At 60.4% G+C, this 14,101-nt stretch carries 15 protein-coding genes, 1 tRNA gene and 2 riboswitches; of the genes, 9 read left to right on the top strand and 7 right to left on the bottom strand.

Annotated features, from left to right (window positions below; all coding sequences use genetic code 11):
• Positions 1-2 precede the first annotated feature (2 nt).
• From thiB to ACQY1K_RS15960, 4 genes are all read right to left on the bottom strand, one after another.
• Entirely contained in the window at positions 3-1,040 is a 1,038-nt protein-coding gene (thiB, locus tag ACQY1K_RS15975; protein WP_430257839.1) for a thiamine ABC transporter substrate binding subunit, read from the bottom strand.
• 27 nt (positions 1,041-1,067) lie between these two features.
• A riboswitch (TPP riboswitch) is annotated at positions 1,068-1,175 on the bottom strand.
• A gap of 167 nt (positions 1,176-1,342) precedes the next feature.
• Positions 1,343-1,816 carry a response regulator gene (locus ACQY1K_RS15970; RefSeq protein WP_062462225.1) on the bottom strand — a complete coding sequence of 158 codons (474 nt, stop codon included), beginning with the start codon at positions 1,814-1,816 and terminating at the stop codon, positions 1,343-1,345.
• A gap of 168 nt (positions 1,817-1,984) precedes the next feature.
• Complete coding sequence (locus ACQY1K_RS15965) at positions 1,985-3,799, bottom strand: ABC-F family ATP-binding cassette domain-containing protein (RefSeq protein WP_430257838.1); 1,815 nt, start codon at positions 3,797-3,799, stop codon at positions 1,985-1,987.
• Positions 3,800-3,806: 7 nt separating this feature from the next.
• Positions 3,807-4,457: a thiamine diphosphokinase gene (locus ACQY1K_RS15960; protein WP_430257837.1), complete on the bottom strand. Its 651-nt coding sequence runs from the start codon at positions 4,455-4,457 to the stop codon at positions 3,807-3,809.
• A 118-nt stretch (positions 4,458-4,575) separates the two neighbouring features.
• A riboswitch (SAM riboswitch) is annotated at positions 4,576-4,653 on the top strand.
• Between the two features lie 62 nt (positions 4,654-4,715).
• Between ACQY1K_RS15960 and metA the strand changes: the two genes are divergently transcribed.
• Positions 4,716-5,639, top strand: a complete 924-nt coding sequence (gene metA, locus ACQY1K_RS15955; RefSeq protein ID WP_430257836.1) for a homoserine O-acetyltransferase MetA — start codon at positions 4,716-4,718, stop codon at positions 5,637-5,639.
• A gap of 121 nt (positions 5,640-5,760) precedes the next feature.
• Positions 5,761-6,783, top strand: coding sequence for an aldose epimerase family protein (locus ACQY1K_RS15950; protein WP_430257835.1), 1,023 nt, complete (start codon positions 5,761-5,763; stop codon positions 6,781-6,783).
• Positions 6,784-6,908: 125 nt separating this feature from the next.
• On the opposite strand, the gene ACQY1K_RS15945 is transcribed toward ACQY1K_RS15950, so the two are convergent.
• Together ACQY1K_RS15945 and ACQY1K_RS15940 are read right to left on the bottom strand one after the other, a co-directional pair.
• Positions 6,909-6,983: transfer RNA gene (locus ACQY1K_RS15945), tRNA-Gly, on the bottom strand.
• Positions 6,984-7,196 (bottom strand): hypothetical protein, encoded by a 213-nt coding sequence (locus ACQY1K_RS15940; RefSeq protein WP_139283769.1) that lies wholly within the window; start codon positions 7,194-7,196, stop codon positions 6,984-6,986.
• Positions 7,197-7,246: 50 nt separating this feature from the next.
• Here ACQY1K_RS15940 and ACQY1K_RS15935 point away from each other — a divergent pair, with 50 nt between their 5' ends.
• The 4 genes from ACQY1K_RS15935 (at position 7,247) to ACQY1K_RS15920 (ending at position 9,879) form a co-directional block, all read left to right on the top strand.
• Entirely contained in the window at positions 7,247-7,744 is a 498-nt protein-coding gene (locus tag ACQY1K_RS15935; RefSeq protein ID WP_062462247.1) for a prolyl-tRNA synthetase associated domain-containing protein, read from the top strand.
• 81 nt (positions 7,745-7,825) lie between these two features.
• A complete protein-coding gene (trxA, locus tag ACQY1K_RS15930; protein ID WP_062462250.1) occupies positions 7,826-8,839 on the top strand; it encodes a thioredoxin in 1,014 nt (337 codons plus the stop codon).
• Positions 8,840-9,001: 162 nt separating this feature from the next.
• Entirely contained in the window at positions 9,002-9,676 is a 675-nt protein-coding gene (locus tag ACQY1K_RS15925; RefSeq protein WP_062462253.1) for an LON peptidase substrate-binding domain-containing protein, read from the top strand.
• A gap of 14 nt (positions 9,677-9,690) precedes the next feature.
• Positions 9,691-9,879, top strand: a complete 189-nt coding sequence (locus ACQY1K_RS15920) for a Trm112 family protein (protein WP_062581585.1) — start codon at positions 9,691-9,693, stop codon at positions 9,877-9,879.
• A 26-nt stretch (positions 9,880-9,905) separates the two neighbouring features.
• Here ACQY1K_RS15920 and ACQY1K_RS15915 read toward each other — a convergent pair whose 3' ends face one another.
• Positions 9,906-11,120 carry a ubiquinone biosynthesis hydroxylase gene (locus tag ACQY1K_RS15915; protein WP_062581587.1) on the bottom strand — a complete coding sequence of 405 codons (1,215 nt, stop codon included), beginning with the start codon at positions 11,118-11,120 and terminating at the stop codon, positions 9,906-9,908.
• Positions 11,121-11,234: 114 nt separating this feature from the next.
• Between ACQY1K_RS15915 and tesB the strand changes: the two genes are divergently transcribed.
• The 3 genes from tesB to ACQY1K_RS15900 all read left to right on the top strand — a co-directional run bounded on the left by tesB (position 11,235) and on the right by ACQY1K_RS15900 (position 14,073).
• The gene (gene tesB / locus ACQY1K_RS15910) at positions 11,235-12,122 is read left to right on the top strand and encodes an acyl-CoA thioesterase II (RefSeq protein WP_430257834.1); all 888 of its coding nucleotides are present in this window, start codon (positions 11,235-11,237) and stop codon (positions 12,120-12,122) included.
• Between the two features lie 210 nt (positions 12,123-12,332).
• Complete coding sequence (locus tag ACQY1K_RS15905; RefSeq protein ID WP_062462263.1) at positions 12,333-12,683, top strand: P-II family nitrogen regulator; 351 nt, start codon at positions 12,333-12,335, stop codon at positions 12,681-12,683.
• Between the two features lie 28 nt (positions 12,684-12,711).
• The gene (locus tag ACQY1K_RS15900; RefSeq protein ID WP_062462266.1) at positions 12,712-14,073 is read left to right on the top strand and encodes an ammonium transporter; all 1,362 of its coding nucleotides are present in this window, start codon (positions 12,712-12,714) and stop codon (positions 14,071-14,073) included.
• The last annotated feature ends 28 nt before the right edge of the window (positions 14,074-14,101 follow it).

Below are 14,101 nucleotides of genomic sequence, written 5' to 3'. Positions count from 1 at the left end.
GATCAGTTCATGCTCATGGCGTTCAGCCATTCGTCGATCCATGCCTGGCGGTTCTTCGCGACTTCGTCGGATCCCATCAGGAATGTCTTTTCCGGCATGACCAGCTTGCCGAAAGCGTCGGGCAGCGGCTGCGACGTCTTCGTCACCGGCATCATCCAGTTGGTAGTGGGGATCACGTCCTGAAAACCCTGCGACACCATGAATTTGAGGAAGTCACGGGCGAGATCCTTGTCACGGGCGCCCTTCAGCATGCCGGCCACTTCGATCTGCACGTAATGGCCCTCGGAAAACGCGGCCGCCTGGTAACGGTTCTCGTTCTCCTCCACCATGTGATAGGCAGGCGAGGTCGTATAGGACAGCACCATCGGCACTTCGCCCTTGGTAAACAGGCCGTAGGCTTCCGACCAACCGGGCGTGACGGTCAGGATGCGGCCCTTCAGCTTTGCCCAGGCTTCCGGCGCCTTGTCGCCATAGACTGATTTCATCCACAAAAGCAGGCCGAGGCCGGGTGTCGAGGTGCGCGGATCTTCGATCGCGATCTTCTGCGAAGGATCGCCCTCCACCAGTTCCTTCAGGCTCTTCGGCGGGTTCTTGATGGTTTTCGTGTCGTAGACGACGGCGAAATGACCGTAGTCATAGGGCAGGAACGTATCGTCGGCGTAATTGCCGGGAACGCTGATCCCGCCATTGCCGGAGGATGCCTGCAGTCCATGCGGTTCGAATAGGCCGGTCGCCTTCGCCTCCGAAATCAGGTTGGTGTCGAGCCCGAGCGCGATATCGGCCTTGGTCGTCTCACCCTCCAGCTTCAGCCGGGTCAGAAGTGCGACGCCATCGGCGACAGCCACGAATTCGACCTTGCAGGCGCAGGTCTTTTCGAAAGCGGCCTTCACCTTGGGGCCGGGGCCCCAGTCGGCGGTGAAGCTTTCATAGGTGTAGATGGTCAGCACCTTGTCCTCGGCCCTTGCGGCCGGCGACAGGATGATGGTGGCCGCAGCCACGGTGAGCGATAGCAAGAGTTTGCGCATCAACGCCTCCTTCAAAATCAATCTACAAGGGGAATAGGCGCTGAGCGTGAGCCGTCTAATCCCTCCGCCGGTGTTAGCCGGATCAGGTTCCGCGGGTTGGCTGAAAGCCTCTCAGCCGCACGTTACCGCGCAGCACCCCGTTAGAGCGGGACTAGATGTACCGGTGAAGGAATTGTCTGGCAAGTGGTGTCGAACCGCTGCCGTCTTGCGTTCATGGCCAAGGACCGAGGGGCATCGTGCGATAGCAGTCGCGATAGCAAGAAAGCCGCCCGGGGTGCCGGACGGCTTTCTTGCTAGTAGTTCTTTGGCAACAAGGTTCACGCGTTGAGCGCGTAGCCTGACTGGGAGTCGTTGCGGAATATCTTGAGGTCACGCGGCACGATCGCCATGCCGCCGAGACGGTTGGCGATGGCATAGTCGATTGTCTGCTCTACCACATGCGGCATCACGGGCTTGGTCAGAACGCCGAGCGATCCCTCGACGCCGTCTTTCACGTCTTCCGGATTGGCCGTCATGAAGATGACCGTCAGGCCGTATTCGGCAGCGAGTTCGCGTCCGATTTCCGGACCGGTCCGGCCGTCGGAGAGATTGACGTCGACCAGCGCGATATCGGCGTATGCACCGAGCGACAGGGCGTGCTTGCGTGCGCTGGCAAAGCCTGCAACCTTGAGACCCATGCTCTCGACAGTCTCGGCAACATCAAGCGCGATCAGGAATTCGTCCTCGACGATCAGAACGCGCTGTTCCATTGCATCACTCGCCAGCCGACGACGCATCACATTAGTCAGCATTGGACATTCCTAACCGTTTTGTTTCCATCTGGTCGGCATGTCGGCATTCATACCGCACTACGCATTTCGACCACTTGATGGATGCCGAACGTCACCGGGGAATGTTTGTTCCGGCTCGCGATAAATAAAACGGTGGATATTTATTTGTTAAGTATAGGAATTCTTTAACTATCCTTCAATCTGTTCTCGGAGCATCTCAAGCTCCAGCCATTCTTCTTCCATTTTGGCGACACGATCGCGTAGTTTTGCCGTCTCTGCGGCAAGCTTTGAAAATGCCGACGGGTCTTTGGCGAAGAGTTTGGGATCGGCCATCTTCCGTTCGGATGTAGCGATCTCGTCCTGCGCCTTGGCCATGTCCTTGGGGAGGTTTTCCAGCGCGAACTTCTGCTTGAAGGAGAGCTTGCCCTTTGACTTGGTGGCAGCCGGAGCAGTGCTGTCCGTTTTCGCCTTTTCCGCCTTATCGGCGCGGCGCTTTTCGTCGGCCATGCCTTTGCGCTGCTGCAGCATGTCGGTATAGCCGCCCGCATATTCGATCCAGCGGCCATCAGGGGCATCCGGGTCTGTCGGGGCGATCGTCGAAGTCACGGTCCGATCGAGAAAGTCGCGGTCATGGCTGACGAGAATGACGGTGCCGGCATAGCCCGCGACGATTTCCTGCAAGAGGTCCAGCGTCTCGATGTCGAGGTCGTTGGTCGGTTCGTCGAGGATCAGAAGATTCGAGGGTTTGGCCAGCATGCGGGCCAGCATCAGGCGCGCGCGCTCGCCCCCGGAGAGGTTCTTGATCGGCGTGCGGATCTGTTCCGGCTGGAACAGGAAATCCTTCATGTAGCCCGCCACATGCCGCTGTTCGCCGTTGACTAGCAGCGTCTCGCCGCGGCCGTCTGTCAGGTAGTGAGACAGCGTATCTGCGGGGTCGAGGTCCTCGCGCTTCTGGTCAAGCGTGGCAATTTCGAGATTGGTGCCGAGCTTGATCCAGCCGCTGTCGGGAGCAAGCTGACCCGTCAGCATCTTGAGAAGCGTCGTCTTACCAGCGCCATTCGGACCAACCAGGCCGATCCGGTCGCCGCGATGAATGCGGATCGAGAATGGCGCAACGATCGGCTTGTCATAGGTCTTGGTGATGTTTTCCGCTTCCACCACCAACTTGCCGGACTCGCGACCTTCGGCGACGGAGGCCTGGACGGAGCCCTGCGGTCCCTTGTGGCCACGGTAGTCGGCACGCATGGCCTGCAGTTCGCCGACGCGGCGCATGTTGCGCTTGCGCCTTGCGGTCACGCCGTAGCGCATCCAGTGTTCTTCGCGCTCGATTGCCTTGCCGAGCTTGTGCTGCTCGATCTCTTCCTCTTCGAGAACCTGGTCGCGCCAGGCTTCGAAATGGCCGAAACCGCGCGACAGGCGGCGGGACGTGCCGCGGTCCAGCCAGACGGTGGCGTTGGACACTTTTTCGAGAAAGCGACGGTCATGGCTGATGACGACCAGTGCGCTGCGGGTCTTGCGCAGCTCGTCTTCCAGCCATTCGATGGTCGGAAGATCGAGATGGTTGGTCGGCTCGTCCAGCATCAGGATATCAGGTTCCGGTGCCATGACGCGGACAAGTGCTGCGCGTCGCGCCTCGCCACCGGAAAGCCTGACCGGATCTTCCTCTCCTGTCAGGCCCAGATTCTCCAGCAGATAGGTGACGCGGTAGGGGTCGTCGCCCGGTCCAAGCCCCGCTTCCGCATAGGCCTGCACGGTTTTGTAACCAGCGAAATCCGGCGCCTGTTCGAGATAGCGGATCGTCGCATTGGGGTGCCGGAAAACCTCGCCCGACTGTGCTTCCACCATGCCGGCGGCGATCTTCATCAGCGTCGATTTGCCCGACCCGTTGCGGCCGACGAGAGAGATGCGGTCGCCCGGCTCCACCTGCAGGGCAGCTCCGTTGAGAAGCGGCGTGCCGCCGAAGGTTAGAACGATATCGTCGAGTTTCAGAATAGGCGGTGCCATGCGGCGTCTATGCTCCGGAAAAATCGTTTGGACGGGCAAGGATCATCGCCTTGCCGTCACGTAAATGTAATTGGACCGGCCCTTCTGCAACGTTGGATACGGTGCGGGAAGAGCCGAAGGGCAGCGTGTAATCCTTGAGAGGATAGCGCGCGCCAAGAATGTCGAGGCCTGCAAGGCCGGTAAAACCGATGACGGAAAACAACGCGCCCTTGGGCAGGTCGAGCGTCCTCGTGCCGGTGAGAAACGGCACGGCCTCTTCCTCGCCGGATGTCAGGAAAACGTCATGGCCGCGTTCGGCAAGGCTCATCGCATGCAGAAAATGCTGGAGCGCATGGTCGGAGCGTTCTCCGCCCAGTGCGCCGATCAGGATGAGCCGCGTCGCGCCGCGTTCGATCGCTTCGGCCGTTGCAATCTCGCCGTCCGTCTCGTTCTTTTCCGGCGGATAGGTCCGGCGCTCGACATCGGGATAGCGCTCGATCAGGTCTGCGTCGGAGGAATCGAAATCGCCCACCCAGAGCTCCGGCATCACACCCAGCGCCTCTGCATGGCGCATGCCGCTGTCGGCCGCGATGAAGCGGCTTGCGGCAACTGCCTTTTGCAGTCGGTCGGTTACGGTGAGGTCACCGCCGAGCAGGATCGTGAAGGTCGAGTTGGCCATTGCCCATGCCCTTATCCTAAACCGGCTGACAAGGGAAAGGCGCGTGTCGCATTGATGCGGCGAAAGCGGGTATTTTTGCTGCCATTGACGGCGGGCGTGGCAAGGATTATTTGAAAAGTCGAAATTCCGTGGTGATTTGGCCGGCCGGCTTGCAGCCACGTAAAAAAAGTCGCTAAAGGGCCGCGAGAAGAGTTTCCAAAACTTCCCACGGGCCGGCTGCGATTTTTCGTGCCGGCTTTTTGTTTTTGGGTTGAAGAGATGCCGATCAAGATCCCCGATACGCTGCCTGCCTTCAATACGCTCGTTTCCGAGGGCGTGCGGGTGCTGACCGAAACGATGGCCGTGCGCCAGGACATCCGGCCGCTGCAGATCGGCCTCCTCAATCTCATGCCGAACAAGATCAAGACCGAGGTGCAGATGGCGCGCCTTGTCGGCGCCTCGCCGCTGCAGGTCGAGTTTTCCCTGGTTCGCATCGGCGGCCACAAGGCCAAGAACACGTCGGAAGAACATCTCCTGTCGTTCTACGAGACGTGGGAAGAGGTGAAGCACCGCAAATTCGACGGTTTCATCATCACCGGCGCGCCGGTAGAAACCCTGCCCTACGAAGACGTCACCTACTGGCAGGAGATGAAGGAAATTTTCGACTGGACCACCACCAACGTGCATTCCACCATGAATGTCTGCTGGGGGGCGATGGCCGCGATCTATCATTTCCACGGCGTTCCGAAGCACGGGCTGAAGGAAAAGGCGTTTGGGGTCTATCGCCACCGCAACCTGTCGCCGGCCTCCGTCTACCTCAACGGCTTCTCCGACGATTTCCAGGTGCCGGTGTCGCGCTGGACGGAAGTTCGTCGGGAGGATGTTGAAAAGGCCGGCAGTGACCTCGAGATCCTGATGGAATCAGACGAAATGGGCCTCTGCCTCGTGCATGAGCGGGCCGGACGGCGGCTGTTCATGTTTAACCACGTCGAATACGATTCCACCTCGCTTGCCGACGAGTATTTCCGCGATGTCGATGCCGGCATCCCCATCAAGATGCCGCACGACTATTTTCCGCACAACGACGATACGCTGGCTCCGCTCAACCGCTGGCGCGGTCATGCGCATCTGCTGTTTGGAAACTGGATTAACGAGATCTACCAGACGACGCCTTACGACCTCGAAAAAATCGGCACCGAGTGATCGAGACCGGTTTCTGCCCCGTCATCCTTGCTGGATGAGAGCCTGACGGATTTTTCGGCTGGCCTCGTTGCAGCTTTGACCGAAATCACGCAGTTTGCCGCAAACATTCGGGAGATGGGTTATGACGGGTCATGAATTCGAGATTTTCGGCACGACGAAGAGCGGCGAGGCGGTGCACCGGATCACGCTGTCGGGCGGCGGGCTGACAGCCCAGGTTCTCACCTGGGGTTCGGTTATCCAGGATCTGCGGCTTGCCGGCCACGAGCCGCCTCTGGTGCTGGGGTTCGACAATTTCGCAGACTATGAGGCCTACTCGCCCTATTTCGGCGCCACGCCTGGTCGCTGTGCCAATCGCATCGGCGATGGCCGCTTCTCGATCGACGGCACAGAATACCAGCTGGAACTCAACGAAGACGGCGTAACCCATCTGCACGGCGGATCCGACGGTATCGCCCGGCGCATCTGGTCGATCGTCGATCACGCGGAAGACCGAGTCGTGCTGCAGATCACCGACCCGGACGGACGCGCCGGATATCCCGGCAACTGCACCGTCACTGCGACCTACCAGCTGATGGAAGACGGGGTGCTTTCGGTGATCTACGACACTGTGACCGACCAGCCGACGCCCGCCAACGTCTGCCAGCACTCCTATTTCAACCTCGACGGTCGTCCCGACATTTTCGGCCACGACATGATGATCGCCGCGGCTGAGCTGACGGCGGTGGATGAACGGATGGTGCCGACCGGCGTCCTGATGCCGCTTGCCGGCACCACGTTCGACCTGAGGGAGATGGGTCCGATCCAGCGGACCGGTGCCGATGGCGAGCAGGTGCCGTTCGATCACAACTACTGCCTCTCGGAGGAAAGGACCGCCAAGCGCTCGGTGGCGCTTGCCCGCAGCCTGTATTCGGGCGTGCAGCTCGAAGTGCGCACCACGGAGCCGGGGATCCAGTTCTACGCGGGCTTCAAGCTCGCCTTGCCGGTGCCCGGCATGGAAGGCCGCCACTATGCGCCTTACGCCGGCTTCTGCCTGGAAACCCAGGTCTGGCCGGACGCCATCAACCACGAGACTTTCCCCAATGCAGTGCTTCGCCCCGGCGAAACCCTGCGACAGGAAACCGACTATGTTTTTTCGAAGAGCTGAGGCCGTGAGAGCGGAGGCTGCCACAAGGTGGCCTCTGTCCCGCTACTGGTGGCGGACATAGGACCGACAATGCTGAGCCTTGGCCCGGCCGCGCCGTCGTTATATTTTTGTTTTTTGGGAGAATTTGGAGCGGGCGAAGGGATTCGAACCCTCGACCCCAACCTTGGCAAGGTTGTGCTCTACCACTGAGCTACACCCGCTCATAAACCGTCGACCCGGTGGTAGTCTGGATCGTCGGTGCCGCTCGTTGCCGGCGACGGGCGGTATATGGCCCAGACTTTTTTCAAATGCAACAGGGAAATGACGATCTCGATGAAGAATTTTTCAGGAGCTTCGAAAGCCCCTGCGAAACAAGGGTTTGCGCCAAAGCGTGCATCTTGGCCGGTCCGAACAATCTGTCTATAGTCCGCCATCCTTACCCCGCCGGCCGGGGCCAACACCTCAAGAGCAGCCAAGATCGATCATGCCAAAAACTGCAGAAGACCTGTTCGCCTTTCTCGATAGCCTCGATATTGCCCACAAGACGAAAGCGCATGCACCGGTGTTTACGGTATCGGAATCAGCCAGTCTGCGTGACGAGATCCCGGGCGGGCATACCAAGAACCTGTTCGTCAAAGACAAGAAGGACCAGTTCTTCGTCATCACGGTCGAAGAAAACGCCAGCGTCGATCTAAAGACCGTCCACAAGGTGATCGGTGCGTCCAGTCGCGTCTCGTTCGGCAATCCTGAAAAGATGCTGGAATTTCTCGGCGTCGTGCCGGGCTCCGTCACCGTGTTCGGCGCGCTGAACGACACGGATAACAACGTCACGTTCGTGCTCGACGAAGACCTCATGCGCGAAGAGGTGATCAATGGCCATCCACTCTCAAACGATGCGACGACGTCGATCGGTCGCGACGATCTTATCCGCTTTCTGGAGGCGACGGGCCATACGCCGCTTGTCTTGAAAGTGACGGGCTGACATACGATCTTTGCAATTCAGAGTAAGACATAATGCGCATCGGCCGTGTGCCGATTGGACTTTTTCCGGGAGAACACTTTCATGAGCGGCACAAACAATCCTTATGGTGGCTCCTATGGCGCCGGTAACTACGGCGGCCAAAACGCGACGGTGAACTTCGGTTCGACGCCTGCAGCGGCCCCAGCGCCCGCGGCTTCCTCTGCCCCTGCTGCTGCCGGTAGCTATATCTCGGACACGACAACCGCAGGCTTCGGCAAGGACGTGATCGAGGCATCGCGCAGCCAGCCGGTTCTCGTCGATTTCTGGGCGCCCTGGTGCGGTCCGTGCAAGCAGCTGACGCCCGTCATCGAAAAGGTCGTCAACGAAGCCCAGGGTCGCGTCAGGCTCGTCAAGATGAACATTGACGACCATCCTTCGATCGCGGGACAGCTCGGGATCCAGTCGATCCCGGCCGTGATCGCCTTTGCCGATGGCCGTCCGGTCGACGGGTTCATGGGTGCCATTCCGGAAAGCCAGATCCGCGAGTTCATCGAAAAGGTCGCAGGTCCAGAGGGCATGGACCAGGCGGCCGAGATCGAGGCGGTGCTCGGCGATGCGGAAACCCTGCTCGGACAGGACGATATCCAGGGTGCCGCACAGCTCTACGGCGCCGTGCTGCAGGCCGACCCGGAAAACCCCAAGGCTGCGGCCGGCATGATGCAGTGCCTGATCGGCATGGGCGAAACGGCCCGCGCCGGCGAGATGCTCGCCTCCCTGCCCGAAGAGATGGCTGCCGATCCCGCAATACAGGCGGTCGCCAAGAAGCTGGAGCAAATCGAGGAAGCCCGCAAACTGGGTGACCCTGTTGCACTCGAGCAGCAGCTTGCCGCCAACCCCGACGATCACGAGGCCCGCGTGAGCCTCGCCAAGATCCTCAACGTCCAGGGCGAACGCGAAAAGGCGGCCGATCACCTGCTGACCATCATGCGCAAGGACCGCACGTTCGACGACGATGGGGCGCGCCGCCAGCTGCTGCAATTCTTCGAGGTCTGGGGCCCGAAAGATCCGGCTACGATTTCCGGGCGCCGCCGCCTTTCGTCGATCCTGTTCTCCTGATTGTGTTGCCGATTGATCGCTAAGCCGGATCGCAGCCTTGCGTTCCGGCGACGATGCCCCACATTAGTTTTATCGGTTTGGCTGAACGGCCAGGTTTGGACAACGGCCAGATTCGGACAGACATTTTTGTCCGGTGAATGTGGTCTGGGAGGTATCGGACCAATGCATGTGGGAAACGCGCGCTATCTGAAGCGGGAGGATCTTCCGGAAACGATCCCGGTCTTTCCGCTGACTGGGGCTTTGCTCCTGCCGGGAGGCCAGCTTCCTCTCAATATCTTCGAGCCGCGTTATCTGTCCCTGTTCGATGCAGCGCTTGCGGGCGACAGGTTGATCGGCATCGTGCAGCCATCATTGATGGAACCGGACGAGCCGCTCGGCGGCGGGCGCTCGGCGCTGTCGTCGATCGGTTGCGCCGGCCGGATCACGTCCTTTGCCGAAACCGGCGATGGCCGCTACATCATTTCGCTCAGCGGGATCTGCCGCTTCAGGCTGCTCGATGAGATCGGTGGCGGCCATCCGTTCCGCAAATTCAGACACGCTCCTTTCCTGTCCGATCTGACCGACGAGGATGACGAAAAAGCCGTCAATCGGCCGGAACTGCTGCGGGTCTTCAAGGCCTATCTCGACGCCAACAAGCTGGAGGCGGACTGGGAAAGCATCGAGCGGGCCGGAAACCGGACGCTGGTGAATTCGCTGTCGATGATGTCGCCCTTTGGCCCTGCCGAGAAGCAGGCGCTTCTGGAGGCACCGGATCTGAAGAGCCGGGCTGATACGTTGATCGCAATCACCGAGATCCTGCTCGCGCAAGGGTCCGGGACAGCGAACGTGCTGCAGTAGGGCAAAGGCCGGTCATGGACGAAAAACTCAGCAAGGTGGACCCGAAACTGCTCGATCTTCTCGTCTGTCCGCTGACCAAGGGCAGGCTGTCACTCGATCGCGAAAACAACGAGCTCGTGTCGCAAGGCGCGCGCCTTGCCTATCCGATCCGCGACGGGATCCCGATCATGCTCATGTCGGAAGCCCGCAAGCTCGAGGACTAGCCTTCAGATCGAGCCGTGAGCAACCTTCAGATCGATCGGCCGCTCAGCAGTTTCGGGTTGTCCTTCACCGTCGTTCCGGCGGCCTGACCGATGAAGAAATCCTTGATCTTCGGAAGCCGCTCCACGACGCCCAAGCCGAAATCGCGGGCGATGCGGATCGGCGTGACGTCGTTTGAAAACAGCCGGTTCAGCACATCCGTCGTCACGCCCATCCGGAACGTATCGAAACGCCGCCACGACTGGTAGCGCTCGAGCACATTGAGCGAGCCGATGTCGAGGCCGAGGCGATCCGCCTCGACGATCGTCTCGGCAAGCGCTGCGACATCCTTGAAGCCGAGGTTGAGACCCTGGCCGGAGATCGGATGAATGCCGTGGGCGGCATCGCCGGCAAGCGCGAAGCGCGGTGCGACAAAGGCACGCGACAGGGTGAGGCTGAGCGGATAGGCCTTGCGACCGCCGACCAGCCGGATCTCGCCCAGCTTGTGGCCGAAGCGCCGCTGCAGCTCTTCCTCGAAGATCAAGTCGTCCGATGCCATCAGGCGCTCGGCGGCATCGGTGCGCTCCGTCCAGACCAGCGACGAGCGATTGTTGGTGAGCGGCAGGATGGCGAACGGGCCGGACGGCAGGAAATGCTCTTCCGCCACGCCTTCGTGGTCGCGTTCATGGGCAACCGTCGCGACGATGCCGGACTGGTCGTATGTCCAGTTGACAGTGCGGATACCGGCCATGTCGCGCAGCTTCGAGCGCACGCCGTCGCAGGCAACGAGAAGGCGGGTTTCCTCGGTCGAGCCATCGGAAAATTTCACGGTCGTATGCGTTGCGGTCGTCTCGAAGCCGGTGGCGGAAAGGCTGTGACGGATCGATACGCCGAGCCGTTCGGCGGCACCGCGCAGGGCGCGCACCATCGCGACGTTCGGCACCATATGGGCAAACGGCCTGCCTGCCTGGATCGTGCCGTCGAAGGTGAGAAAGACCGGGCGGACCGGATCGGATGTCCGGCTGTCGGTGACGATCATCCGGTTGATCGGCTGGGCGTGCGGCAATATTTCGTCCCAGGTGCCGAGGATGTCGAGCATCTGGCTGGCGGCCGCGATGATCGCGGAGGCTCGCTCGTCCTTTTCCCAGACACCGGCCGGTGCGGCCTCGACGACCTGGACCTCCAGATGCGGCGCCGCCTGCTTGACCGCGACCGCCGCCGCAAGGCCCACATAACCACCACCCACAACCAGCATGTCCAGCATTGAAAAACTCCCGAGCACGTCAAACACTTCGTGGCGTTTCCATTTGAGCTCGAAACGCTTAGCCTTAGATATAGATCATCAAGTGCCCGCTTCCTACCGCCGGAGTCCGTCTTAATGTCGAGTTCTTCTACCCCGATCGATCCCATCAGCGCACTGCTGACCGTACTCGACCTCGAAAAGCTGGAGGAGAACCTGTTTCGCGGCAGGACCGGCCCCGACACGGGATGGCAGAGAGTGTTCGGGGGACAGGTGATCGGCCAGGCGCTGGTTGCGGCACAGCGGACGGTGGCCAGCGATCGCTTCGTGCACTCGCTGCATGCCTATTTCCTGCGGCCTGGAGATCCGCTGGTGCCGATCATCTACCAAGTGGAGCGTATCAGGGACGGGTCGAGCTTCACCACGCGACGGATTGTCGCCATCCAGCATGGTCATGCCATCTTTTCGATGTCCGCTTCGTTCCAGATCGACGAAGGCGGTTACGACCATCAGATGTCGATGCCGCCCGTCGCCATGCCGGAAGAGCTGATGCCGGAAAGCGAATTAAAGCAGATGTTCCTGAAGCACGGCTCGGATGCCGTGCGCCGCTACTGGTCTCGCGAGCGTCCGATCGAGATGCGGCCGACGTCGCTTGCGCATTATCTGTCCAAGGAGAAGCTGGAGCCGCGCCAGGATATCTGGGTGAGGACCACCGGCCCGGTGCCGGACGACCGGGCGATCCAGGCAGCGCTGCTTGCCTATCTCTCCGACATGACGCTTCTCGATGCATCTCTCTATCCGCACGGCACCTCGATCTTCGATCCAACCATCCAGGCTGCGAGTATCGACCATGCGATGTGGTTCCACCGTCCGATCCGTTTCGACGACTGGCTGCTCTATTCGCAGGACAGTCCCAGCGCATCCGGCGCGCGCGGCATGACCCGCGGCGCAATCTACAGTCGATCCGGCGAGCTCGTCGCATCCGTCGCGCAAGAAGGTTTGATTCGTAAAAGAGCAAATGAATAATATTTGGGCATTTTGAGAAAACTGCACAAGTTTTCGCCGCAATTTGGCCGACGCGTTGCCCGTTATTTGGCGACGTTCTGAAAGGGTCATTCTTATCAATAGCTTAATATGGCTTCTCAAACTGGCATGACCCTTGAATGTGTCATGTCAGTCGCTGCTCTTGATCAGGCAGTGATCCAGGAGAATCGGCCCCGAGCCGAGCAACAAAGGATGGGAAGCCAGATGAAAATTGTAATGGCCATTATCAAGCCATTCAAGCTGGATGAGGTGCGCGAAGCCCTCACCGCTGTCGGTATCCAGGGCCTTACCGTGACCGAAGTAAAGGGCTACGGACGCCAGAAGGGACACACGGAAATCTACCGTGGGACGGAATATGCGGTCAGCTTCCTGCCGAAGCTGAAAATCGAGATCGCGGTTCCGACCGACCTCGTCGAAAAAGCCGTTGAAGCAATCGCCTCTTCCGCCAAGACCGGCCAGATCGGCGACGGCAAGATCTTTGTCTATTCGATCGAGCAGGCCGTGCGCATTCGCACCGGCGAAACCAATACTGAAGCGCTGTAAGAACGGCTGACAGGGGAGTCTTCAAGCTATGCAATTTACCAAATTTTCCACTCTCGGGCGCCTCGGTGCCGCGGCTGCGGCCTTCGCCGCGCCCGCCGTCGCCTTTGCGCAGGACGCTGCCGCACCGGCAGTCGCTGCCGCGGCTGCCGCCCCGGTTGCCGACAAGGGCGACACCGCGTTCATGTTCATCTGCACGCTTCTCGTGCTGTTCATGCTGATGCCGGGCATCGCCCTGTTCTACGGCGGCCTCGTCCGCACCAAGAACATGCTGTCGGTCCTGATGCAGTGCACCGTTGCCGGTGCCGCCATCATGATCATCTGGGTCACCTACGGCTATTCCTTTGCCTTCGGCGGCAGCACCTCCGCCTTCTGGGGTGGTACGGCGAAAATGTTCCTGTCGGGTGTCAACATGGACTCGACGGCTGCAACCTTCTCCGACGGCGTGGTCATTCCGGAATTCATCTTCGTGATGTTCCAGATGACCTTTGCGGCTCTGACGCCTGCACTGATCATTGGCGCGTTCGCCGAGCGCATCAAGTTCTCGGCTTCGATCCTGTTCTGCATCCTGTGGGTTACCTTCGTCTACTTCCCGATCGCCCACATGGTCTGGGACGCAAATGGCCTGATCTTCGGCTGGGGCGCGCTTGACTTTGCCGGCGGCACCGTCGTTCACATCAATGCAGGTCTTGCAGGTCTGATTGGTGCGATCATGGTCGGCAAGCGTACCGGCTACGGCAAGGACATGATGGCTCCGCATTCGATGACGCTGACGCTCGTCGGCGCTGCAATGCTCTGGGTCGGCTGGTTCGGCTTCAACGCAGGCTCCAACCTCGAAGCTTCGGGCGGCGCAATGCTCGCAACGGTCAACACCTTTGTTGCAACCGCTGCAGCCGTCCTCTCCTGGTGCGTCGTCGAAACCTTCACCCGCGGCAAGGCTTCGCTGCTCGGTGCTGTCTCGGGCATGATCGCCGGTCTCGTCGCCATCACGCCGGCTGCCGGCATTGCCGGTCCGATGGGCGCCATCGTCATGGGCCTGATCGTCTCGCCGCTGTGCTACTTCTTCGTTGCCGTCATCAAGAACAAGTTCGGCTATGACGACACGGCAGACGTGTTCGGCGTCCACGGCATCGGCGGCCTGTTCGGCGCTCTTGCCACGGGCATCTTCGCATCCGCCTCGCTCGGCGGTATCGGCTATGCCGAAGGCGTCACGATGGGCGGTCAGTTCATGACCCAGGTCTATGCCGTTCTCGTCACCATCGCATGGTGCGGTATCGGCTCGCTGGTCATCTACAAGATCGTCGATCTCGTCGTCGGCCTGCGCGTCACCGTGGAAGCAGAACGCGAAGGTCTCGATCTCGCGTCGCACGGCGAAGCTGCCTACCACTCGTAAGAGGCTGCAACTGCCTCTCGAAGGCAGC

Source organism: Neorhizobium sp. IRS_2294 (assembly GCF_050500145.1).
Classification (GTDB): Bacteria; Pseudomonadota; Alphaproteobacteria; order Rhizobiales; family Rhizobiaceae; genus Neorhizobium; species Neorhizobium soli.
The sequence above is the reverse complement of the archived record's forward strand: the minus strand, read 5'-3'. Positions and strand labels throughout refer to the sequence as shown.